The organism is Ruegeria sp. B1 (assembly GCF_056535885.1).
Genome location: NZ_JBQFJA010000001.1, coordinates 1,993,035 through 2,014,618, shown reverse-complemented (window position 1 = coordinate 2,014,618; position 21,584 = coordinate 1,993,035). Strand labels below are relative to the sequence as shown.

Annotated in this window: 19 protein-coding genes; 10 read left to right on the top strand and 9 right to left on the bottom strand. The window is 58.4% G+C overall.

The genetic code is table 11. The features are described from left to right. Nucleotides 1-20 precede the first annotated feature (20 nt). Nucleotides 21-4,067 carry a translocation/assembly module TamB domain-containing protein gene (locus ACR3ES_RS09900; RefSeq protein WP_170431878.1) on the top strand — a complete coding sequence of 1,349 codons (4,047 nt, stop codon included), beginning with the start codon at nucleotides 21-23 and terminating at the stop codon, nucleotides 4,065-4,067. Between the two features lie 12 nt (nucleotides 4,068-4,079). Here the strand turns inward: ACR3ES_RS09900 and ACR3ES_RS09895 are convergent, their stop codons facing one another. From ACR3ES_RS09895 to ACR3ES_RS09880, 4 genes are all read right to left on the bottom strand, one after another. Further along, nucleotides 4,080-4,604, bottom strand: coding sequence for a thioesterase family protein (locus ACR3ES_RS09895; RefSeq protein WP_170431876.1), 525 nt, complete (start codon nucleotides 4,602-4,604; stop codon nucleotides 4,080-4,082). A 113-nt stretch (nucleotides 4,605-4,717) separates the two neighbouring features. Next, nucleotides 4,718-7,501 carry a formate dehydrogenase subunit alpha gene (gene fdhF / locus ACR3ES_RS09890; RefSeq protein ID WP_170431874.1) on the bottom strand — a complete coding sequence of 928 codons (2,784 nt, stop codon included), beginning with the start codon at nucleotides 7,499-7,501 and terminating at the stop codon, nucleotides 4,718-4,720. Nucleotides 7,502-7,514: 13 nt separating this feature from the next. Continuing rightward, nucleotides 7,515-9,218: an NAD(P)H-dependent oxidoreductase subunit E gene (locus tag ACR3ES_RS09885; protein ID WP_170431873.1), complete on the bottom strand. Its 1,704-nt coding sequence runs from the start codon at nucleotides 9,216-9,218 to the stop codon at nucleotides 7,515-7,517. Nucleotides 9,219-9,305: 87 nt separating this feature from the next. After that, nucleotides 9,306-10,187 carry a LysR family transcriptional regulator gene (locus ACR3ES_RS09880; protein WP_170431872.1) on the bottom strand — a complete coding sequence of 294 codons (882 nt, stop codon included), beginning with the start codon at nucleotides 10,185-10,187 and terminating at the stop codon, nucleotides 9,306-9,308. Between the two features lie 230 nt (nucleotides 10,188-10,417). Between ACR3ES_RS09880 and ACR3ES_RS09875 the strand changes: the two genes are divergently transcribed. After that, the gene (locus tag ACR3ES_RS09875; protein ID WP_170431871.1) at nucleotides 10,418-10,849 is read left to right on the top strand and encodes an ester cyclase; all 432 of its coding nucleotides are present in this window, start codon (nucleotides 10,418-10,420) and stop codon (nucleotides 10,847-10,849) included. A gap of 50 nt (nucleotides 10,850-10,899) precedes the next feature. Here ACR3ES_RS09875 and ychF read toward each other — a convergent pair whose 3' ends face one another. After that, nucleotides 10,900-11,997, bottom strand: a complete 1,098-nt coding sequence (gene ychF, locus ACR3ES_RS09870; protein WP_170431870.1) for a redox-regulated ATPase YchF — start codon at nucleotides 11,995-11,997, stop codon at nucleotides 10,900-10,902. Between the two features lie 201 nt (nucleotides 11,998-12,198). On the opposite strand from ychF, the gene ACR3ES_RS09865 reads away from it, so the two are divergent. The 8 genes from ACR3ES_RS09865 (at nucleotide 12,199) to hmuQ (ending at nucleotide 18,534) form a co-directional block, all read left to right on the top strand. Continuing rightward, entirely contained in the window at nucleotides 12,199-12,687 is a 489-nt protein-coding gene (locus tag ACR3ES_RS09865; protein ID WP_170431869.1) for an acyloxyacyl hydrolase, read from the top strand. 79 nt (nucleotides 12,688-12,766) lie between these two features. Next, nucleotides 12,767-13,558, top strand: a complete 792-nt coding sequence (gene trpA, locus ACR3ES_RS09860) for a tryptophan synthase subunit alpha (protein WP_170431868.1) — start codon at nucleotides 12,767-12,769, stop codon at nucleotides 13,556-13,558. A 44-nt stretch (nucleotides 13,559-13,602) separates the two neighbouring features. Then, nucleotides 13,603-14,769, top strand: coding sequence for an alpha-hydroxy acid oxidase (locus tag ACR3ES_RS09855; RefSeq protein WP_170431867.1), 1,167 nt, complete (start codon nucleotides 13,603-13,605; stop codon nucleotides 14,767-14,769). A gap of 243 nt (nucleotides 14,770-15,012) precedes the next feature. Then, the gene (locus tag ACR3ES_RS09850; RefSeq protein ID WP_170431866.1) at nucleotides 15,013-15,675 is read left to right on the top strand and encodes a 50S ribosomal protein L25/general stress protein Ctc; all 663 of its coding nucleotides are present in this window, start codon (nucleotides 15,013-15,015) and stop codon (nucleotides 15,673-15,675) included. A 135-nt stretch (nucleotides 15,676-15,810) separates the two neighbouring features. Further along, entirely contained in the window at nucleotides 15,811-16,494 is a 684-nt protein-coding gene (gene pth / locus ACR3ES_RS09845) for an aminoacyl-tRNA hydrolase (RefSeq protein WP_170432366.1), read from the top strand. Between the two features lie 83 nt (nucleotides 16,495-16,577). Continuing rightward, a complete protein-coding gene (locus ACR3ES_RS09840) occupies nucleotides 16,578-17,741 on the top strand; it encodes a serine hydrolase domain-containing protein (protein ID WP_170431865.1) in 1,164 nt (387 codons plus the stop codon). Nucleotides 17,742-17,750: 9 nt separating this feature from the next. Then, complete coding sequence (locus tag ACR3ES_RS09835) at nucleotides 17,751-18,128, top strand: DUF2237 domain-containing protein (RefSeq protein ID WP_170431864.1); 378 nt, start codon at nucleotides 17,751-17,753, stop codon at nucleotides 18,126-18,128. 85 nt (nucleotides 18,129-18,213) lie between these two features. Continuing rightward, a complete protein-coding gene (gene hmuQ / locus ACR3ES_RS09830; protein ID WP_170431863.1) occupies nucleotides 18,214-18,534 on the top strand; it encodes a heme-degrading protein HmuQ in 321 nt (106 codons plus the stop codon). Nucleotides 18,535-18,564: 30 nt separating this feature from the next. Here hmuQ and ACR3ES_RS09825 read toward each other — a convergent pair whose 3' ends face one another. The 4 genes from ACR3ES_RS09825 to ACR3ES_RS09810 form a co-directional block, all read right to left on the bottom strand. Further along, nucleotides 18,565-19,188 carry a class I SAM-dependent methyltransferase gene (locus tag ACR3ES_RS09825; RefSeq protein ID WP_480425274.1) on the bottom strand — a complete coding sequence of 208 codons (624 nt, stop codon included), beginning with the start codon at nucleotides 19,186-19,188 and terminating at the stop codon, nucleotides 18,565-18,567. A gap of 50 nt (nucleotides 19,189-19,238) precedes the next feature. Continuing rightward, entirely contained in the window at nucleotides 19,239-20,486 is a 1,248-nt protein-coding gene (gene trpB / locus ACR3ES_RS09820; protein ID WP_480425273.1) for a tryptophan synthase subunit beta, read from the bottom strand. Nucleotides 20,487-20,553: 67 nt separating this feature from the next. Further along, entirely contained in the window at nucleotides 20,554-20,904 is a 351-nt protein-coding gene (locus ACR3ES_RS09815; protein ID WP_480493388.1) for a DUF3291 domain-containing protein, read from the bottom strand. 32 nt (nucleotides 20,905-20,936) lie between these two features. Next, nucleotides 20,937-21,581: a phosphoribosylanthranilate isomerase gene (locus ACR3ES_RS09810; RefSeq protein ID WP_170431860.1), complete on the bottom strand. Its 645-nt coding sequence runs from the start codon at nucleotides 21,579-21,581 to the stop codon at nucleotides 20,937-20,939. Between the last annotated feature and the right edge of the window lie 3 nt (nucleotides 21,582-21,584).

Sequence of the window (21,584 nt, the reverse complement as noted above, 5' to 3'; positions counted from 1 at the left end):
ATCCCCTTCTGGCTGTGGCCATGACTGCACCAGCGCCGCTGTTGGCGCAGGATGACGATGACGGCAGCATGATCGAGCGGTTCCTGCAGGACACGCTGTCTGGGGACAATCAGAATGTCACTGTGACCGGGCTGCAAGGTGCCCTGAGTTCCCGCGCGACAATCAGAGAAATCACGGTTGCCGACGACGAAGGCGTTTGGCTGACCATCAAGGATGCCGAACTGGATTGGAACCGTTTGGCCCTGATCCGGGGCAGGTTCTCGGTCAACACTCTGACCGCACAAGAGATCGACATTGCGCGCGCGCCGGGCACCACGACAAAAGAAGAACCGCCTCCATCCGCAGAAACGCAACCGTTCCAGTTGCCAGAACTGCCGGTCGCCATCGAGATCGGCGAGATACGGATCGATGAGCTTGCGTTGGGAGAGCCATTGATCGGCGTTGCGGCCGATCTTTCCGTCAACGGCGACCTCTCCCTCGCAGATGGAACGCTGGACACAAATCTGGATATCACACGGCTGGACCGTGCGGGTGATCAGATCAATCTGACGGCGGGCTTTCAGAATACGAACAGCCAGATCGACCTGGATTTGCAGGTGGTCGAAGCGTCCGGCGGGTTGATCTCGACCGCCCTTGACATCCCGAACAGCCCTCCGATCGAACTGACAGCAAGGGGGTCTGGTCCGGTCACCGATTTCACCGCTGATATCGGTCTGAGCAGTGACAACCAGCCACGCGTTACAGGTCAGGTTCGATTGCGGTCTGCACCGACAGCCGCCGCCAGCGCGCAAGACGGAATCACCTTTACCGCCGATCTGGGCGGCGATCTGACACCATTTGTTGCCGAGGACATGGATGTGTTTTTTGGCACGCAAACGCGCCTTTTTGTCGATGGCCTGACGCATCCGGATGGTGCACTGGATATCAGCGATCTGGAATTCACGTCGCAGGCGCTGAACTTAAAAGGGGAACTGCAACTCGCAACCGGAGGCGCCTTGCAACGCGCAGCGTTGCAAGGACGCATTACGCCACCGGATGGGGAAGCCGTGGTGCTGCCGATCTCGGGCGGGGAGACCTCCGTTGAGGCAGCACAAGTATCGGCTCTGTTCGATCAGGAAAACGGCGACCATTGGGATCTGAGTCTGACGGCAGATGCGTTCAAGTCGAAACAAATCAACCTGGAAAGAGGGCAGATCACCGCGCAAGGAACGCTGACGCAGGGCAGCACCCTGACAATTGATGGCGATGTCCAGGCAGCTTTGGACGGTGTCGATATGGTGGATCCGGCGCTGAACACGGCTCTGGGCGACCGCATCACGCTGGATGGCCTGTTCGACTATGGCAGCGACCAGTCATTGAACCTGTCGGGGTTCGAACTGGTCGGGTCAGATTATACCCTGGCTGTTGACGCATTAATCAGCGGATTGACCAGCGGCTTGAATGTGGATGGGTCCGCATCGCTGGAGGCGTCCGACATGTCGCGGTTTTCCGATCTGGCGGGTTTGCAGCTGGGCGGGCAAGCCTCGGCGCAGGTCACCGGCAGCGGTTCACCGCTGGAGGGCAGCTTTGACGGTCAGCTGACTGTTGAAGGCAGCGACCTGTCCACCGGGCGGGATGATATCGACCCGGTGATCGCTGGCGAAACCAAAATAACGCTTGACGCCAAGCGCGATGCCGACGGCGTGTCGGTCCGTGACTTCACCATTATCGCGGATGTGTTGCGCGCGCAGGCCAGCGGCACCGTGACGACACCGGATGGCAATATCTCAATCGATGGACAGGCCAGCGTGGATGCGCGCGACCTGTCCGTCTTTTCCGGACTGGCCAAACGGGACTTGGCTGGCGCGCTTCAGGCCAGCCTGGACGGCACGGGAACGATACAGACATTGGAATTTGACGGAACCGCCAGCGTCACCGGCCAGAACATCCAAACCGGGATGGCAGCATTCGATCCCTTGCTGACAGGCAAGACCACACTCGAATTCGACGGCGCACTCGGTCAGGATCAGATCGACATTCGGCAGGCCAAGGTAAACGGAACGGCCCTTACGGCTGAGGTTGTCGCCACCATTGATGACCCTGCGGGTGATCTGGCGGTAGACGGTCAAGGTAAGCTGACGGTCCCCGATCTGTCGCTCTTTTCGGCCCTTGCGCAGCGAGATCTGGCCGGATCAATTCGCGCCGATGTACAGGGTAAGGGCGCGCAAGGCAGCAAGACCTTCGACGTGCAAGGGAGCCTACAAGCCGACGATGTCAGCACCGGTATCAACCCAGTCGACAAATTGATTCAAGGTCGAACAGAGTTAACGGTGGACGCCGTGAATGACGATCAGGGTCTTAACATTCGCGCCTTCCGCCTGAACGGCACAGCGCTGTCGGCCAATGCATCCGGCCAGTTGGATCGGGACTCTGGCGGCCTCGACTTCACCGCCCGGCTGGATGATCTGGCCCGTCTGTCAAACACCCTCTCAGGACCGCTGACACTGAACGGAAATGTTGCACCGACCGGTTCCGGACTGGAAGGCACAGCAAGCCTGCAGGGTCCCGACAGCTCGTATGCCGACCTCAAAGGGACTGTGGATGCAAATGGGTCTGCCGATCTGGATTTCGACGCCAAGTTCAACCGGATCGAACGGTTCGCACCCGAGTTTCCCGGAACTGTTGCCGCAACGGGTACGGCAAAACGCGCCAATGGAGTCTGGACCATAAATGCGACGTCTAGCGGTCCGGCAGACATCAACACAACTGTCGCCGGTACGTTCGACGAAACGTCCGGACAAGCAGATCTGACAGCGCAGGGTGGCGTCAATATCGGACTTGCCAACGTCTTCATTACCCCCAACAAGATCGATGGTTCCGCGCGGTTCAATCTGGCACTCAAGGGAAAGCCGGCGTTGGAGTCGGTAAGCGGTTCGATCACCACGTCCGGTACTTCGATGGCAATCCCGTCAATTGGCCAGACGATCACCGGTATCAGCGGATCGGTTGATCTGGCCAATAGCCGCGCCACGATTTCACTGAACGGCGGCGTGCGCGCGGGTGGCGGTTTCGCAATCAGCGGGCCGGTGGATCTGACACCGCCTTTCAACGCGCAGATCACTGCCGCGATCAACAACCTCGTGCTGACAGATCAGTTGCTCTACGAAACCACGCTGGACGGCCAGATCGCGATGACGGGGGCCTTGGCAGGCAACAGTTTGCTGGCCGGGCAGATCACCTTTGTTGAGACCAACATCAATCTCGCTGCCGCATCCGGCGCTGTTGGCGCGGCACCGATTCCTGAAATCCAGCATCTGAATGAAAGCCGCGCCAGCTATGTCACGCGCGAGCGGGCACAGCTGGTTGCCACCGATGACGGCAGCCAAAGCGCGTCCCGCATTTCGCTGGACATCAATCTTTTGGCCCCCAAAGCCGTATTCGTGCGCGGCCGGGGCGTGAACGCGGAACTTGGTGGTCGGATCGCGATCGGCGGCACCACCACTTCGGTTATCCCATCAGGTCAGATCGAGCTTATCCGCGGTAACTTTGACATCCTGGGGCGCAGGCTGGCCCTGACCAAGGGTATTGTCACGCTGCAGGGCGATCTGACCCCATATATCGAGTTCGAGTCTTCGGCCAGCACCTCGGACGGAACCGCAACGATCGAGATTGCCGGCCCGCTCGATTCCCCCGAAGTCGACGTTTTTTCAGATCCCGAGCGCCCAGCCGAAGAAGCCCTCGCCATGCTCTTGTTCGGCAATAGGTTTTCCGAGCTTTCGCCCTTTGTCGTGGCTCAGATGGCGGCCTCGCTGGCGCAGTTGAGCGGAGCTGGCGGGGACGCCACCAGGGGCCTACGCAGTTCAACTGGCGTCGATACGATTGATATAGGCGCGACCGAAGGCGGCGCCGGGCGACTGGGGGCTGGCGCGTATCTAAGTGACAATCTCTATACCGATTTCACGGTAAACACCGAAGGAGATACCGAGGTGAACCTGAACCTCGACGTTACCGACAACTTCACCGTCCGTGGCACCGTGGACGGAAAGGGCGAAACCGGTATCGGCCTGTTTTTCGAACGAGATTATTGAGCGCCCCGCCCGTCAGCGCCTCTCTTTCCGACGAATCCCGATGGGCTGACCCATTTGGACGACGCGGTCCAACGTTTTGTGATCGTCCACCATCCGAGCCAACCGCGCCACAGCCCAGTCCGGATAGGCGACGGAACGCCCCGTTTCATGGCTGACATTCATGAACAGCGCCTCTTGGGTCGCGCAGACCTCATTGCCATCAACCGAAATCATCTGGGCGAAGTAATGCCCGCGTTTAGAATCGGCATCCAGCATTCGAAAGCGAAAACAGATGGTTGCATCCTGGGTGACTTCGCGCAGAAAAGTCAGGTGGGATTGTAGGATATAGGGACCCTGCCCTGCGGTCTTGACCTGGGGTTCGCCCAAACCCAGATGCTCGACCAGCATCTGCTCCAGTGCGATGTCAAAGGCGACGCCATAATAGCCCACATTCATATGGCCGTTATAGTCAATCCAGGCAGGGTCGACTGGACGGCCCGGAATTTCAACCGGGGCCGGATATGGACCGTCATGACCGCCTATTGGGTTTTCTGACATCGCTGCCTCCTTTTACGAGAACATGAAGGCGGGAAACCGAGGCTGTGTCCAGCGCACAAAACGAAAAAGGGCGGCCCTGACCCGGACCGCCCGCTTCCACGTGTTCTTGCACCCTATTCTGCTGCGATGGCGTCTTCGATCTTTTCCACACGAATGGCCGAGAATTTGAACTCGGGGATTTTGCCATAGGGGTCGATAGCGGAATTTGTCAGGATGTTCGCCGCCGCCTCAACATAGGCAAATGGGATAAACACCATATCCTCGGCAATCGCCCGGTCGGCGCGCACCATGATCTCAATCGAACCGCGACGAGTGGTCAGGCGGATCGTTTCGCCCGGCTCGATCCCCATAAGCTTTAGCGTCCGGGGATTCATCGAACAGTTCGCCTCGGGCTCAACGGCATCCAGCACCATGGCGCGGCGCGTCATCGACCCGGTATGCCAATGCTCCAGCTGACGGCCCGTCGTGGCGATCATCGGATACTCTTCATCCGGGGATTCGTCTGGCGGAATGATGCTGGCCGGTGTGAACTTAGCTTTGCCATCGGTGCGCGGGAAACCGTCACCGAAGACAATAGACTGACCGGGGTCGGTTTCGCTGAGGGAGGGATAGGTGATCGACTCCGTCTCCAGCCGCTCCCATGTGATGTTGTCGAGCGACTCCATGGTCAGCTTCATCTCGGCAAAGACCTGAGACACGTCGCTATAGTCCCATTTGAGACCAATCCGTTGCGCCAGATCGACGGTGATCTGCCAATCTTCGCGCGCCTCGCCCGGAGGTGCCACGGCGGGGCGCACCCGCTGGACCTGACGGTTGGTGTTCGACACCGTGCCGTTCTTCTCATACAGCGCCGAGGCGGGCAGGATGATGTCGGCGTAGTTCGCTGTTTCGGTCAGGAAGATATCCTGCACGATCATCAACTCCAGCTTAGCCAGCGCCTCGCGCGCGTGGTTCACATCCGGGTCGGACATGGCCGGGTTTTCGCCCAGGATATACATGCCCTTGATGTTGCGGGCATAGATCTGGTCGACGATCTCGGTAACCGTCAGACCTTTTTCGTTCGAGAAATCGTCAGAGCCCCAGACATCGGTAAACTGCGCCCGGATATTGTCATCCGTGACCGTCTTATAGTCCGGCAGGAACATCGGGATCAGACCTGCATCCGAGGCCCCCTGCACGTTGTTCTGGCCGCGCAGCGGATGCAAACCTGCACCGGGTTTGCCCACGTTGCCGGTCATCAACGCCAGCGAGATCAGGCAGCGCGAGTTGTCGGTGCCGTGGATATGCTGGCTGACGCCCATACCCCAGAAGATCAGACCGGCCTTGGCCTGTGCAAAGGTACGGGCCACGCGGCGTAGCTGATCCGGCTCGATTCCGCAGATGGGTGCCATTGCCTCGGGTGTGAACGCGCGCAGGTGTTCTTTCTCGGCCTCCCAGTTCTCGGTCCAGCGGTGGATATACTGGCTGTCGTAGAGCTCTTCCTCCACGATTACGTTCATGATCGCATTCAGCATCGAGACATCCGCGCCCGGACGGAACTGCAGCATCTCGTCGGCGAATTTCCGCATCCCGACGCCACGGGGGTCCATCACGATCAGCTTGCCGCCGCGCTTGGTGAACTGCTTGAAATAGGTCGCAGCCACCGGGTGGTTTTCAATCGGGTTGGCCCCGATGATGATCGCCACATCCGCGTTTTCGATCTCATTGAAGGTCGCGGTCACGGCACCAGAACCAACGTTCTCGATCAGAGCCGCAACGGACGACGCGTGGCACAGACGGGTGCAGTGGTCGACGTTGTTGTGCTTGAAGCCCTGGCGGATGAACTTCTGGAACAAATAGGCTTCTTCGTTGGTGCATTTGGCCGAGCCAAAGCCCGCAACGCTGCGCGGATCTTCGTCGCGCAGGGCCATCAGCTTGGTGGCCGCTAAATCCATCGCTTCTTCCCAAGTCGCTTCGCGGAAATGGGTCGAGAGGTCCGCAGGATCGACGTTCAGACCCTTTTCAGGCGCATCCTCGCGGCGGATCAGGGGTTTAGTCAGGCGATGCGGGTGGTGGATATAGTCGAAACCGAAGCGGCCTTTGACGCACAGACGGCCTTCGTTTGCCGGGCCATTGATGCCCTCGACATACTTGACCTTGCCGTCTTTGACCTTGAGCGAGACCTTGCAGCCCACACCGCAAAACGGGCAGACACTTTCGGTTTCGGAATCGTAGTCCTTGCTATCGCCCTTTTGCTGATCGTCCAGCACAGTGGCCGGCATCAGCGCCCCTGTAGGACACGCCTGAACGCATTCGCCACAAGCCACGCAGGTTGAATCGCCCATCGGGTCGTTCTGGTCGAATACCACCTGTGCGGTGTGGCCACGACCCGCCATGCCGATCACATCGTTGACCTGCACATCGCGGCACGCCCGGACGCAGAGATTGCAGTTGATGCAGGCGTCCAGGTTGACCCGCATAGCAACATGGCTGTCGTCCAGCAGTGGAATCTTCTCAGGTTCTTTCGTCGGAAAACGGCTGTCGCTGACATCGGTCAGCTTGGCCATGTCCCAGAAGTGGCTGGAGGTGTCGTGCGCCTCCTCGGGCTGGTCGGCCACCAGCAGTTCCATGACCATGGCGCGCGATTTCTCGGCACGCTCGCTGTCGGTCTTAACGATCATACCGTCCGCCGCAGGACGGATGCACGAGGCGACCAGCGTGCGCTCGCCTTCGACTTCGACCATACAAGCACGGCAGTTGCCATCGGGTTTGTAGCCCGGCTGCGGCTTGTGGCACAGGTGCGGGATGGTGAACCCCTGCCCTTTGGCGGCTTCCCAGATGGTCCAGCCTTCGGGCACGGTGACGTCATTACCGTTCAGATTGAAGGTGACGGTCTTGGTTGGGCTTGCGTCAAGCATGGCTCTGTCTCCCTCAGATTTCGTCAGCGAAATGTTTCATGACCAGGCGGATCGGGTTTGGGGCCGCCTGCCCCAGACCACAGATCGACGCATCGCCCATGACCTGACAAAGGTCTTCGAGCAGGTCCTGATCCCACTTGTCGGCCTGCATCAGCTTCACGGCCTTTTCGCAACCGGCGCGGCAGGGCGTGCATTGGCCGCAGCTTTCATCCTCGAAAAACCGCAGCATGTTCAGCGCCGCGTCGCGGGCGGTGTCCTGATCGGACAAAACCACCACGGCGGCGGACCCGATAAAGGTGCCATGCGGTTGCAGAGTGTCGAAATCCAGCGGGATGTCGTCCATTGATGCAGGCAACAAACCCGAAGATGGACCGCCCGGCTGATAGGCCTTGAAGGATTGCCCTTCGGCCATACCACCGGCCGCCTCAATCACGTCCAGAATGGTTGACCCCGCAGGCAGCAAGTAAACGCCCGGCTTTGTCACCCGGCCCGAGACCGAATAGCTGCGCAGACCCTTACGGCCATTCTTTTCGGTGCTGTTGAGGCATTCCGGCCCCTCGCGGCACACTTTGGTGACCCAATACAGCGTCTCGACATTGTGCACCAAGGTCGGGCGGTTAAAGACCCCCACCTGCGCCACAAACGGAGGACGGTGACGCGGCAGGCCCTTTTTGCCCTCAATCGATTCAATCATCGCGGATTCTTCACCGCAGATATAGGCACCGGCACCGCGGCGCAGGTCGATGTAACCCGGCTCGACAATACCCATGTCTTCCAATGCCGCAATCTCACGACGCAGGATTTCCAGCACCGCCGGGTATTCGTCACGCATGTAGATAAAGCAGGTCTCGGCCTCGACCGCCCAGGCGGCGATCAGCATGCCCTCAAGAAAGACATGCGGCGTGCGCTCCAGATAGTAGCGGTCTTTGAACGTGCCGGGCTCGCCCTCATCCCCGTTCACAGCCAGGTAGCGCGGGCCCTCGTTCATGCGAACAAAGCCCCATTTCTTGCCGGACGGGAAGCCAGCACCGCCCAGACCGCGCAGGCCTGAGGACAGGATATCTTCCTGCACCTTTTCCCAATCGCCCCCTTCGCGCAGCTCTTTCAGCTTGGCGTATCCGCCCTTCGCTTCATAAGCCGCAAAGGTTTCGTAGTCCGGCAGATGTGCGTGCGTGTCATCGGCAGCAATCGCGGCCTGCACCTTTTCGGGGGTCGCGTGATCGATATGGTTGTGTCCGATCTCCAGTACCGGAGCGGTATCGCAACGACCCATGCAAGGTGCGCGGACAACACGAACCTCAGCCGGGTCCAGCCCGTCTTCCAGCGCCTTCTGCAACTGCTGGGCACCGGCCATCTCGCAGGATAGAGAATCACAGACCCGAATGGTCAGCGCGGGCGGAGGTGCTTCATCCTCTTTCACCACATCGAAATGGGCATAGAAGGTCGCGGTTTCGTAGATCTCGGCCTGACCGACCCGCATCTCAACCGCCAGAGCAGCAATGTGGTCAGCGCTGATATGGCCGTGTTCATCCTGAATCAAATGCAGAAATTCAATCAGCAGGTCACGGCGGCGCGGGCGGTTGCCCAACAGGCGCGCAATTTCGGCCTGCGCCTCATCCGTGAACTGACGACCTTTGGGCGTATGCCGCCCTTTGCCCTTACCTGACTTCCAAACGCCCAGTTTTGCGTCGGATGGCTTGGTGTCCAATGGTGCCATGCTTTCCTCCGTATCAGACAGAGTCTGTTCCATCAGAGTAGCATACCGTCAAATCTCGAAAGCCTATCGCACGATAACGAAAAATTATCACCGCAACGATGTCACAATCGCTTTCAGCGCTCCCACAGTTGGTAATTCGGGATCACGGGTCAGAGTAGCCAGGCAAATCGGTTTGCTTACAACCGGGTCTGTCAACGGCAGCACTTTTGTCGCCTGCAGATCACCCAATGCTCGCATCAGAACACGCGGGACAACGGTAGCGGCCAACCCCTCGCGCGCCATGATCATCGACGCCGTAAAACCGCTGGATTCGGCCACGACATCGGGATGCAAACCCTGCTCGGCGAAAATCCGGTCCAGGATGCGCCGGTTCTGCATCTGAGGTTCGAGCAGGCTGAGCGGGAATTCAGCCACGCGCGCCCAGGGGATCGCGCCGGTTTCATCTGTCATGTGAGACGGCACAAGCAAAACATAGGTTTCCTCGTAAAGCGCCTGAACCTGTCTCAGATCGGTGCCGATGCTGTCACCATAGGTCACGCCCGCGTCCAGGCTTCCCTCATCCAGTCGGTGTTGGATCGCGGTTGAAGACATCGTTTCGATCCGCGTCACAACCCGGGGATGCGCCTGCCGCAGCCGTTTGATCAAACGCCCGGTAAAGGCAATGGCCGTTGGGATCACCCCCAGGATCAGCGTGCCGGTGATTTCGCCCTTGGCCGCCTGCACCTGCTGTTCCAGCGCTTTGGCGTCATCAAGGATACGCCGTGCCCGCTGGACGATCATCTCACCCTCTTGGGTCAGCCCCTGAAACCGATTGGCGCGGCGTACGATAGACACGCCAAGCCGGTCTTCAAGATTGCGGATACGCATGGAAAACGCTGGCTGGGAAATCCCGCACTCGGCTGCCGCCTTTGCAAAGTGACGATGCCGCGCCAAAGCGCTGAGCAATTGCAGGTCACGGATTTCAATCATGCCGTCGTTGCCTTTTGAGGTCAGAAGCGCACAGTAGCGTATTTGTGGCGCCGTGAAAGCACTAGTTGCGATGGCGAGATTGCAGTTTCGTCTTTAGGGATCGACGGGTTATCGTGAGCCGATATCGACATTATGGACGGAGGACTTCAATGATTAGGGAGTGCATCGGCCCGGTCGCACGGATTTGGGCACTGGCAGCTTTGCTGGCATAGGTCTCAGGAGGAAGTGTTATGGCGCAACAAGGCGATAATTCCGCCGCAAAGAGTCTGTCCCGACAGGTCGTCGAAATGTGGGCGGCGGATTCTAAGATCGACGAGGCAATATTCGCCGAGGGTTATCAAAACCATCAGGCGCCATTGGCCACCGGCGGGACTGGGAGCGTTGATCTTGCAACCTGGGCCAGAATTGTCGCAGACGTCCACAAAGCCTTTCCCGATCTGAAAGTCGAGATAATTGGTCAGATCACTGAAGGCGACCGCGTTTCAACACATTGGCGCTTTTACGGGTCTCAGACCGGCCCCTATCTTGGCCTGCCCGCCTCGGGTCGCCCTGTGAACTGGACAGGCGTCCAGATCGACCGGGTCGCCGACGGGAAGATCGCGGAAAGCTGGGTCGTCTGGGATTACTACACGATGCGGCAGGAGCTTGGGGTCGGAAACTAGCACGCCAAAGTACTGCCGGGCTGCTCAGAGCCCCGGCAACCCCGTACTGATCAGTTGTTGAACAGGAAGTGCATCACATCGCCATCTTTGACGATGTAGCCTTTTCCTTCGGCCCGCATCTTACCTGCCTCTTTCGCACCCTGCTCCCCATTGGCGGCAATATAGTCATCATAAGCGATGGTTTCGGCGCGGATGAAACCCTTTTCGAAGTCGCCATGAATGACACCTGCCGCCTGCGGCGCGGCGGTGCCAGTGCGGATGGTCCAGGCGCGGGCTTCTTTCGGACCGACGGTGAAATAGGTTTCCAGCTTCAGCAGATCGTAGCCAGCCCGGATCAGGCGGTCGAGGCCAGGTTCTTCCAGACCCATCTCTTCCAGAAACATCTGCGCTTCGTCCTCTTCCAGCAGGCTGATCTCTTCTTCGATCTTGGCGCTGATGATAACGTGGGCATTGCCCTGCGCTGCAGCCATCTCGGCGACTTTTGCGGAGTATTCGTTGCCCTCGGCCGCTTCCTCCTCGGACACGTTGCAGACATAGAGCACCGGCTTGGTGGTCAGCAGTTGCAGCGTCTTCCAGGCCTTTGTGTCCTCGTCCGAAACCTCAACTAGACGGGCTGGTTGACCGTTCTCCAGCATATCCTGCGCAGCGGCCAGAAGACGATCCTGCTGCTTCGCCTCTTTGTCATTTCCCTTCAGCTTGCGCACCAGATTGGCACGGCGCTTTTCGATACTCTCCAGATCAGACAACATCAGCTCGGTTTCGATGGTGTCGGCATCCGCGACCGGATCGACGCGGCCATCGACATGCGTTACGTCGCCATCTTCAAAACAGCGCAAGACATGGGCGATGGCATCGGTCTCGCGAATATTGGCCAGAAACTGGTTGCCCAGACCTTCCCCCTTGGACGCGCCTTTCACCAGACCGGCGATATCCACAAAGGTCATGCGCGTTGGAATGATCTGCTTTGAGCTGGCAATCGCGGCCAGCTTGTCCAACCGATCATCGGGCACCGCGACATCGCCCACATTGGGTTCAATAGTACAAAACGGGAAGTTCGCTGCCTGCGCGGCTGCGGTTTTGGTCAGCGCATTGAAGAGCGTCGATTTGCCGACATTTGGCAGCCCCACAATTCCCATTTTAAAGCCCATGACGGTCTCCTGATGCCATTCGCGGCTGCTTCTAGGCAGGTCCGGCTCGATGCGCAAGCCGCTGAGCGGAACCTGCGTTGTTGAGCCCGTTTGGACACATCACGGATTTGTTCCCGACTTGCAGCCTTGCACAACATAAAAAAAGCGCCTTAAGGTCCGCCCCGAACCACGAACCTCAGACAATCAGTTGACAGATTTAAAATGAAGACACTCCTTCTTATTGCCGCTGCAGCCGCCAGCGTCACAACATCCGCTTCGGCGCAATCCATCATATTCGGGGCGGGATATGCGGATTATTCGGACAGCCAGTCCGAAGATCAGGCGATATTCTCACTGGAGTATCAGCACAAACCGTTTCATCAGGCGACCCGATTCAGCGCCACCTGGGGGGCCGCACTCTCGGTGGACGTGGACGGTGATACGCATATCGGCGCGGGCCTGATTGGCGTTTACGCGTTCAATGACCGCTGGTTTGTCGAAGGCAGCGTTATGCCTGGATACTATGACGAATCCAACGCATTGAATGATTTGGGTGGCAGCTTTCAGATCCGCAGCCTGTTGGGGGTCGGTTACACGTTGAACAGCGGCAACAAGGTTTCCGTGGCGATTACACACAAATCCAATGCCAGTACGCAAGAGGAGAACCCGGGCGTAAACGCTGTCATGCTGCGCTATCATCTCGGGTTCTGAGCCATTCTCACCGCAGTGGGATTGATTTTCAGTCAGAGTTTCTGCACATCAGGTCGAAACCTGACTGCAAGGACATCCCATGACCCGTATCGATGCCAAGTTTGCCGCGCTGAAAGCGCAAGGGAAAAAGGCCTTTGTGGCTTACGTTATGGCCGGCGATCCCGACTACGATACATCGCTTGAGGTTGTCAAAGGTCTGCCCGGCGCAGGGGTCGATGTGATCGAGCTGGGATTGCCCTTCACCGACCCGATGGCAGATGGTCCCACCATCCAGGCGGCGGGGCAACGTGCGCTAGACGGCGGCATGACGCTGCAGCGCACCCTGGATCTGGCGCGCGCCTTTCGGGAAACCGACGACACGACGCCGATTGTGCTGATGGGGTATTACAATCCGATCTACAACCGTGGCGTCGACACGTTCCTGACGGACGCCAAAGCCGCCGGCATAGACGGGTTGATCGTGGTCGATCTGCCACCGGAAGAAGACGATGAGCTTTGCCTTCCGGCGCAGGCGGCTGGGCTGAACTTTATTCGTTTGGCAACGCCAACCACGGATGACCAACGCCTGCCCCGTGTTCTTCAGAATACCTCGGGCTTTGTCTATTACGTCTCCATCACAGGGATCACTGGCGCAGCCGAGGCACAGGCCGCAAATGTCGGTCCCGAAGTGGCGCGTATCAAATCCGCGACGGATTTGCCCGTCATCGTTGGATTTGGCATCAATACGCCGGACAAATCACGCGCCATCGCCACCGTTGCCGATGGTGCCGTTGTCGGATCGGCAATCGTCAGCCAGATCGGCGCGCGCAAGCCCGTGGCCGACATACTGGATTTTGTCAAAACGCTGGCGGATGGAGCACACTCGGTCTAGCCGGAACAGCGCATTCCCAATTCACTCCGATGAGGCCGCCGACTATGCCCGTAATTACGACAATCGAGGACCTGAGAAAGATTTACGAGCGGCGCGTCCCACGTATGTTCTATGACTACACGGAAAGCGGCAGTTGGACGGAACAAACATTCCGCGAAAACAGCTCGGACTTTGAGAAAATCCGCCTTCGCCAACGGGTTGCGGTCGACATGGATGGGCGGTCAACTGCGTCACAAATGATCGGTGAAGACGCAACCATGCCGGTCGCGCTGGCCCCCGTCGGATTGATCGGCATGCAACACGCTGATGGAGAGATGAAAGCCGCAAAAGCCGCCGAGGACTTCGGCGTGCCCTTCACGCTGTCCACCATGTCGATCAATTCGATCGAAGATGTGGCGGATTTCACCAACAAACCATTTTGGTTCCAGTTGTACACGATGAAGGACACCGACTATGTCAGTCGTCTGATCCAGCGCGCGAAGGATGCAAAATGCTCGGCTCTGGTCATCACGCTGGACCTGCAAATACTCGGGCAACGCCACAAGGATCTCAAAAACGGGCTGTCCGCTCCGCCCAAGCTGACCGCCAAAACCATCGCAAACCTGATGACCAAATGGGCATGGGGCGTTGAGATGTTGGGCGCAAAGCGGCGCGAATTCGGCAATATTGTCGGTCATGTCGAAAGCATATCAGACGCCTCCTCTCTGGGGGCTTGGACGGCCGAACAATTCGATCCCAGTCTTGATTGGGGCAAGGTCGAGAAATTGATGGAACAATGGGGCGGCAAAGTGATCCTTAAAGGCATTCTGGATGCCGGGGATGCCAAAATGGCAGCCAAACTGGGTGCCGACGCCATTATCGTGTCCAATCACGGTGGACGCCAACTGGACGGCGCGCTTAGCTCGATCCGCATGCTGCCGGAAATCATGGATGCAGTTGGGGGCGATATCGAAGTTCACTTGGACAGCGGTATACGCTCGGGTCAGGACGTTCTGAAAGCGCTCGCTCTCGGGGCGCAGGGCACCTATATCGGCCGCGCCTTTGTCTATGGGCTGGGTGCCATGGGCCAGAATGGCGTCACCACAGCGCTGGATGTTATCCAAAAGGAACTGGATACAACCATGGCGCTGTGTGGAGAGCGAAACGTGAGCGATCTGGGACGTCACAACCTGCTGATTCCCAAAGATTTCGGCGGGCGTTGGCAAAACTGATGAGGTGCGGGGGGCGCTGCCCCGCCGCCCCTGAGGGGGCGACTCCCCCGGGATATTTGAGGCCAGTGAAGCAGGGAATCCTTCATTCATCTGGCCTCAAATACCCCGGAGCGCGAGGCAGAGCCTCGCAACATGGCAAGGAGCCAAAAAGCCCTTTCCAAACCCAGTGAATCAAGCTAAAGACGCGGCTTCACGCGGGCATACAGCCTTGGAGGATGCCCGCCCTAACTTTGGAGAATTAACATGGCTGGTGAGATTCCTGATCTCGTAGCTCTGGAACGGACGGGGACAGGCAAGGGCGCCGCTCGTCAGGCACGCCGCGAAGGCATGGTTCCGGGCATTGTATTTGGTGGCGACAACGATCCGCTACCGATTCAGATACCGTTCAACGAGTTGTTCAAGCGCCTGAAAGCCGGACGGTTCAAGTCGACCCTGTGGAACCTGAAGGTCGAAGGTCACGAAGACGTTCGCGTGATCTGCCGCGATGTTCAGCGTGATGTCGTCAAGGACCTGCCGACCCACCTTGATCTGATGCGCCTGCGGCGCACCAGCAAGATCGCTCTGTTCATCCCCGTTGAGTTTATCAACGAGGAAGCCGCCCCAGGCATCAAAAAAGGCGGCGTTCTGACAGTTGTGCGACCCGAGGTCGAGCTGGTCTGCACCGCGGGCGATATTCCCGAGAAAATCACCGTTGATCTGACCGGAATGGAAATCAACGACGTTGCAACAATTTCGTCTGTCGACCTGCCCGGCGACGTCAAACCGACCATCGACCGGGACTTCGTGATTGCGAACATCTCGGCACCGACCGGGCTGGCAACAGAGGACGAAGACGAAGGCGAGGGCGAAACAGACGAAGTCGCCGCAGATGAAGTTGAAGTCATCGGCGAAGACGCCGAAGAATAGTCTTCCACCGTTCCTGAAATGAAGAGACGAGGCTCCTACCAGGGCCTCGTTTTTCTTTCAGGGTGGCGTTTTGCAATAAAACCGTGCAAGCACGTGACACAATTAGACGTGTAGATGCGACGCGAAGGCTATGCCATGAAGCTGTTTGTCGGCTTGGGAAACCCCGGACCTAAATATGCTCGGAACCGGCACAATATCGGCTTTATGGCCGTTGAAAGAATCGCCGAGGATCACGACTTTGGTCCATGGCGATCAAAGTTTCAGGGCGACATGGCCGAGGGACGCCTCGGCGACGAAAAGGTTCTGTTGCTCAAGCCCATGACCTTCATGAACCGCTCGGGCCAATCGGTGGGCGAAGCCATGAGATTTTACAAGCTCGAGTCGACGCAGGTGACGGTCTTTCACGACGAATTGGATCTGGCACCGGGAAAGGTTCGCGTAAAGGCCGGCGGCGGTCACGCAGGCCACAACGGATTGCGCTCGATACACGATCATATTAGGGCAGCCTATGACCGGGTTCGGCTGGGCATTGGGCATCCCGGGCGCAAAGAAATGGTCTCGCCCTATGTGCTCAGCGATTTTGCAAAATCTGACGGCGATTGGCTTGAGAATGTGTTGCAAGGAGTTTCGGACGGCGCAGCACATCTGGCCTTGGATGAGGGGGGAAAGTTCATGAATGCGGTGGCCCTGCGCACCGCGCCTGCGCGATCCTCCAAAACGCCCACTCCGTCACAGGCCGACCCAGATCCCGAGCCATCGCCCGAACCCATCACGGATGAGCGATCCGTGATGCAAAGACTTTTGGATAAATTCAGGTAATCCGGGGGTTTACCTTCCGCAACGTAGCCATTGCGTATTGAACCAGCCCACGTTCCAATGCGAACCATAATGGGAGGATTCAGATGCGGACAGTGTTCAAATGGGCATTACGGATCATTTTGGCTTTGGTGCTGGCCGCCGTTGTTATCGGTCTTTGGAAGCGCGAAGAAATTCAGCGCCTTATGGCAGTGAACTCTTTGTTTTCCGAAGACAAGATCGTTCACAACTTCTCGCACATGGATCAAGCTTTCCTGACAACCGACCTACCCCGCGGTGACGGACCGACCTGGGAATTGCCCTACGGCGCGGGTTTCGACTTGCCAAGCGACACGGACACCTGGATCGAAGAACGGTCGGTTACCTCTTTGCTGGTCATGCAGGACGGCGAAATCCGGTTCGAAGAATACTATCTGGGCACCGCACCCGAAGACCGACGGATTTCCTGGTCCGTCGCCAAAAGCTATCTCTCGGCTCTGCTGGGTATCCTTATGGACGAAGGTGCCATCGGGTCTCTTGACGATCCGGTCGTGCAGCATGCGCCGGAGCTGCAAGGCAGCGCCTATGAAACGACAACCATCCGTAACGTTCTGAACATGACCAGCGGCGTTAGGTTTGACGAGGACTATCTGGACTATAACTCCGACATCAACCGTATGGGTCGTGTTGTGGCGCTGGGCGGGGAACTGGACGATTTTGCAGCATCGCTCACCGAAAGTTTCACGCTGCCTGGCGAGACCTGGCAATATGTGTCGATCGACACCCATGTGATCGGAATGGTGATCCGGGGTGCGACAGGTCGCAGCGTTTCGGAGTTGATGACAGAAAAGATCGTTCAGCCGCTGGGACTGGAGCGGAATGGGTACTACATCACTGATGGTGCCGGAGTGGCGTTTGTTCTGGGCGGTTTGAACTTTACCACCCGCGACTTTGCACGGTTTGGACAGATGATCCTGCAAAACGGAACTCGCGACGGGCACCAACTGGTACCGGCAGACTGGATCGCAGAGGCGACCCGCGCCAGTGCGCCAACAAAGGAAGGCCAAACAGGCTATGGGTATCAGTGGTGGATTCCGATTGGCGCAGAAGAAGGCGAGTTTCTTGCCCGGGGCGTCTATGGGCAATACATCTACTTTGATCAGGCACGCGACGTTCTGATCGTCACCACCGGTGCGGACCGTCAGTTCCGCGACCCTGGAGTCAACACCCGGAACGTAGAAATGTTCCGCACAATCGCGAGAAACCTGTAAGGTACGCCTATGCAAAAGCAAGACAGTGTCAACGTATTGGGCGGCGTGCTGGCGCCGTGCTCGCGCAACCCGCTGACAGGTTTTTTTCGGGACGGCGCATGCAACACCTGCCCCGAGGATCAGGGCAGCCACACGGTCTGTGCGGTGATGACGGCCGAGTTTCTGGCGTTTTCGAAATATGTCGGCAACGATCTGAGCACGCCGAGGCCCGAGTTCGACTTTCCCGGCCTCAAACCAGGCGACAGCTGGTGCCTGTGCGCCAGTAGATTCCTGCAAGCGCATGAGGAGGGCTGTGCGCCGCGCGTTCATCTTGAGGCAACGCATCAACGCGCGCTGGACATCACACCAATCGAGATATTGCGTCAACACGCCGCCAAGACTGATTGACGCGACCTGATAAAAAGAGGCGAACACATCCGCCAGCCAAGGGCCTCCTTAGCCAGCGTCTTACCGACCATAGACGAGGAAGATCATGAGTTTTATCGCTATGAATCGCTTCAAGGTCCTACTGGGCCGCGAAGCCGATTTCGAAGCCGTTTGGAAGGACCGCGAAAGCCGTTTGCAGGAGTTGCCGGGATTTCAGGAGTTTCGCCTGCTCAAGGGTCCGGAGGGCGACGGGTATCGCTTGTACTCCAGCCATGTCCTTTGGGACAGACGCGCAGACTTTGAAGCGTGGACCAAATCCGAGCAGTTCCGCGACGCGCATAAGAATGCCGGAAAAAGCAGCACGCAATCCGCTCTGATGGGGCCGCCGCAATTTGAGGGTTTCGAGACGGTTCTGCATCAAAGCTGACCCGCCTGAACTGGCGCACTGGTTTAGTTGTCACAGAGCGCGGGCCAAGTACCCGCGCGACGTGCGAGAGGGCGGACCGGCTGGAAACCTGTGTTCCATCTCCAACACCCAACCCGAATCCCTGAGCATCTCTGCCACTTTCTGCGGCCAGTAGGAACGGTGACGCCATTGGAACCAGATAATGGCATTGCACCAGTGTGGTTTGCTGACGACCAGCCACAGTTTGGCATCGGGTATGGCCAGGCGGCGCATATGGCGCAACGCATTGATCGGATCCTCGCAATGCTCCAGAATGTGGGCCGCGAGAATGCAATCGAAAGGTTCGGCAGACTGGTAGTCTTCCAGCCGTGATTGGACCGTTTTGGCCGCAACACCCCTTTGAGACAGCGCGACCTCTGCCTGCCGGAGCATTTTGTCCGCCGGTTCCATCAGAGTAACCCGGCCTTCGGATTGAATGACGGCACGCGCCTCAGCGAAAGCACCCGTACCGCACCCCACATCCAGCGCGTTGCGACCGAGATCCCCGGCTGACCCCGTCGATAGAAAGCCCAGATAGGCGTCGAAATACCCAAGCAGACGCATCTTGTCAGCCCAACCGGGGGCGGCCGCGTCATACTTTTGATCGAGCTTTTCCGAACTGGATGTATTTTGCATACCACGCACCGTGACATGAAACACCCGGGGCGCAAAGCCCCGGGCGCGTGTCAGTCAGCCGTACGGCCTTCGGTATCGGACATATCAAAGTTCAGATATTTCGCGACCGTCTGCACGTCCTTGTCCCCACGCCCGCACATATTCATGCAGATGATGTGATCCTCTGGAAGCTCGGGCGCAATTTTCATCACATGTGCCAGGGCATGGCAGGGTTCGAGCGCCGGAATGATGCCTTCCGTTGCGCAGCATAGCTGGAACGCCTCCAGTGCCTCCCTGTCGGTGATCGAGACATATTGCGCGCGACCAATATCATGTAGCCAAGAATGCTCTGGTCCGATGCCGGGGTAGTCCAAGCCGGCCGAGATCGAATAGCCCTCGAGAATCTGTCCGTCATCGTCCTGCAGCAGGTAAGTGCGGTTACCGTGCAAAACACCGGGACGACCACCAGTCAAAGAGGCGCAGTGCTCCATCTTATCGTTTACGCCTTTGCCACCTGCTTCGACACCAATAATGCTGACGTCCGGGTCATCCAGAAACGGGTAGAACAGGCCCATGGCGTTCGAGCCGCCACCGATGGCCGCAATCAGCGTATCTGGCAAACGGCCTTCTGCCTTGCGCATCTGCTCTTTGGCTTCCTTGCCGATGATCGACTGGAAGTCCCGCACCATCGCCGGATAGGGATGCGGGCCGGCCACGGTGCCAATGCAATAGAACGTATCACGCACATTCGTCACCCAATCGCGCAACGCATCGTTCATGGCGTCCTTCAGAGTGCCACGGCCCGATGTCACGGGAATGACCTCGGCACCCAGCAGGCGCATTCGAAACACATTGGGAGCTTGGCGCTGCACATCATGTGCGCCCATGTACACCACGCATTTCAGACCAAACTTTGCGCAAACGGTCGCTGTTGCGACGCCGTGCTGCCCGGCGCCGGTTTCGGCGATGATGCGGGTCTTGCCCATGCGGCGCGCCAGAATGATCTGACCCAGCACGTTGTTGATCTTGTGCGCGCCGGTATGGTTGAGTTCATCCCTCTTGAGATAGATTTTCGCACCGCCTAGGTGCTCGGTCAGACGCTCGGCGAAATAGAGCGGCGAGGGTCGACCAACGTAATTGGTCCACAGATCGTCCATTTCGGCCCAAAAGGTCGGATCGTCCTTGGCTTTGTTGTATTCCTCTTCCAGCGACAGGATCAGCGGCATCAGTGTTTCGCTGACAAACCGCCCGCCGAAAATGCCAAAACGGCCACGCTCATCAGGGCCGGACATGAAGGAATTGAAAAGATCGTTGGCCATGGGTGTCTCCCTCGTCGTACCCGATGTTCATAGGTGGTGCCGGGCTGTTTTGCCATCGCAAAACGTATCATTCCGCGGCACGGGTGTTCTGCCACCACAAACGCACCGCCTGTTCTGCGGACGGAACTGTGTCGCATGGAAAATGGTAAAACGTATTCACGTTGGCCAATCGATGCGCTGCCTGCATTACCCCGCGATGCGGACCTGATTGCGCGTAGTCCAGCATCGCATCAGCGTCGCGCCAGACGCTCAGCGAGAAATAGAGCCCGTCGCGCTGAAACACCTCGGCGTGCTCACATGCCGGGTCTTCCTGTGCCTGACGCAATGCCCGCCCTGCCCGCCAGTAAAACTCGGGCGCATGGTACCAGTGTCTTATAGAAACGCCGCCAATGGCTGCGAGCATCTTTGCGTCCTCCATGAAAAGAGATACGCGATTACCCGCGGTTCAGATCATTGGGCGGCGCGGATAAGGGCTTTGATCAGGTCAGCGTCTTTGACGCCCGGCGCAGTTTCGACACCGGATGCAACGTCAACTTGCCGCGCACCCGTCATCCGAATGGCTTCGGCCACGTTTTGCGGGTTGAGGCCACCTGACAGCATCCAGGGAAGGCGCCAGTATTTCCGCCCGGCCAGCAGACGCCAGTCGAACGGCAACCCGTTCCCGCCCGGTAACTCCGAATTCTTCGGCGGTTTGGCGTCGATCAGCAACTGATCTGCGGCATCCGCGTAGAGATCGATGGCCGTGAGATCCTCAGCCTCGGCAATGCCAATGGCCTTGATGACCGGCAAGCCATAGCGTTCTTTGACCTCCGCGACGCGGTCCGGGCTTTCTGATCCGTGGAGTTGCAGCATGTCGAGCGGCACTCCAGTGACAATCTCATCCAATTGCGCATCCGAGAAGTTCACGGCAAGCGCCACCTTGGCCACTCCGGCCGGCACCAGAGACGCGAGTTGCGCCGCCTGCGGCACAGGGGCGTATCGCGGTGACTTTGGAAAGAAGTTGAACCCGACATAGCGCGCACCGGCGTCAACGGCGGCGCGCACATGCTCCGGGGCGGTCAGACCGCAGATTTTCACGCTTACATCGGCAGACATGGA

Coding starts and splice junctions, on each gene's coding strand:
- ACR3ES_RS09900 (WP_170431878.1), top strand. CDS start 21: ATGACTGCACCAGCGCCGCTGTTGGCGCAGGATGACGATGACGGCAGC.
- ACR3ES_RS09895 (WP_170431876.1), bottom strand. CDS start 4,604: ATGTCAGAAAACCCAATAGGCGGTCATGACGGTCCATATCCGGCCCCG.
- fdhF (WP_170431874.1), bottom strand. CDS start 7,501: ATGCTTGACGCAAGCCCAACCAAGACCGTCACCTTCAATCTGAACGGT.
- ACR3ES_RS09885 (WP_170431873.1), bottom strand. CDS start 9,218: ATGGCACCATTGGACACCAAGCCATCCGACGCAAAACTGGGCGTTTGG.
- ACR3ES_RS09880 (WP_170431872.1), bottom strand. CDS start 10,187: ATGATTGAAATCCGTGACCTGCAATTGCTCAGCGCTTTGGCGCGGCAT.
- ACR3ES_RS09875 (WP_170431871.1), top strand. CDS start 10,418: ATGGCGCAACAAGGCGATAATTCCGCCGCAAAGAGTCTGTCCCGACAG.
- ychF (WP_170431870.1), bottom strand. CDS start 11,997: ATGGGCTTTAAAATGGGAATTGTGGGGCTGCCAAATGTCGGCAAATCG.
- ACR3ES_RS09865 (WP_170431869.1), top strand. CDS start 12,199: ATGAAGACACTCCTTCTTATTGCCGCTGCAGCCGCCAGCGTCACAACA.
- trpA (WP_170431868.1), top strand. CDS start 12,767: ATGACCCGTATCGATGCCAAGTTTGCCGCGCTGAAAGCGCAAGGGAAA.
- ACR3ES_RS09855 (WP_170431867.1), top strand. CDS start 13,603: ATGCCCGTAATTACGACAATCGAGGACCTGAGAAAGATTTACGAGCGG.
- ACR3ES_RS09850 (WP_170431866.1), top strand. CDS start 15,013: ATGGCTGGTGAGATTCCTGATCTCGTAGCTCTGGAACGGACGGGGACA.
- pth (WP_170432366.1), top strand. CDS start 15,811: ATGAAGCTGTTTGTCGGCTTGGGAAACCCCGGACCTAAATATGCTCGG.
- ACR3ES_RS09840 (WP_170431865.1), top strand. CDS start 16,578: ATGCGGACAGTGTTCAAATGGGCATTACGGATCATTTTGGCTTTGGTG.
- ACR3ES_RS09835 (WP_170431864.1), top strand. CDS start 17,751: ATGCAAAAGCAAGACAGTGTCAACGTATTGGGCGGCGTGCTGGCGCCG.
- hmuQ (WP_170431863.1), top strand. CDS start 18,214: ATGAGTTTTATCGCTATGAATCGCTTCAAGGTCCTACTGGGCCGCGAA.
- ACR3ES_RS09825 (WP_480425274.1), bottom strand. CDS start 19,188: ATGCAAAATACATCCAGTTCGGAAAAGCTCGATCAAAAGTATGACGCG.
- trpB (WP_480425273.1), bottom strand. CDS start 20,486: ATGGCCAACGATCTTTTCAATTCCTTCATGTCCGGCCCTGATGAGCGT.
- ACR3ES_RS09815 (WP_480493388.1), bottom strand. CDS start 20,904: ATGGAGGACGCAAAGATGCTCGCAGCCATTGGCGGCGTTTCTATAAGA.
- ACR3ES_RS09810 (WP_170431860.1), bottom strand. CDS start 21,581: ATGTCTGCCGATGTAAGCGTGAAAATCTGCGGTCTGACCGCCCCGGAG.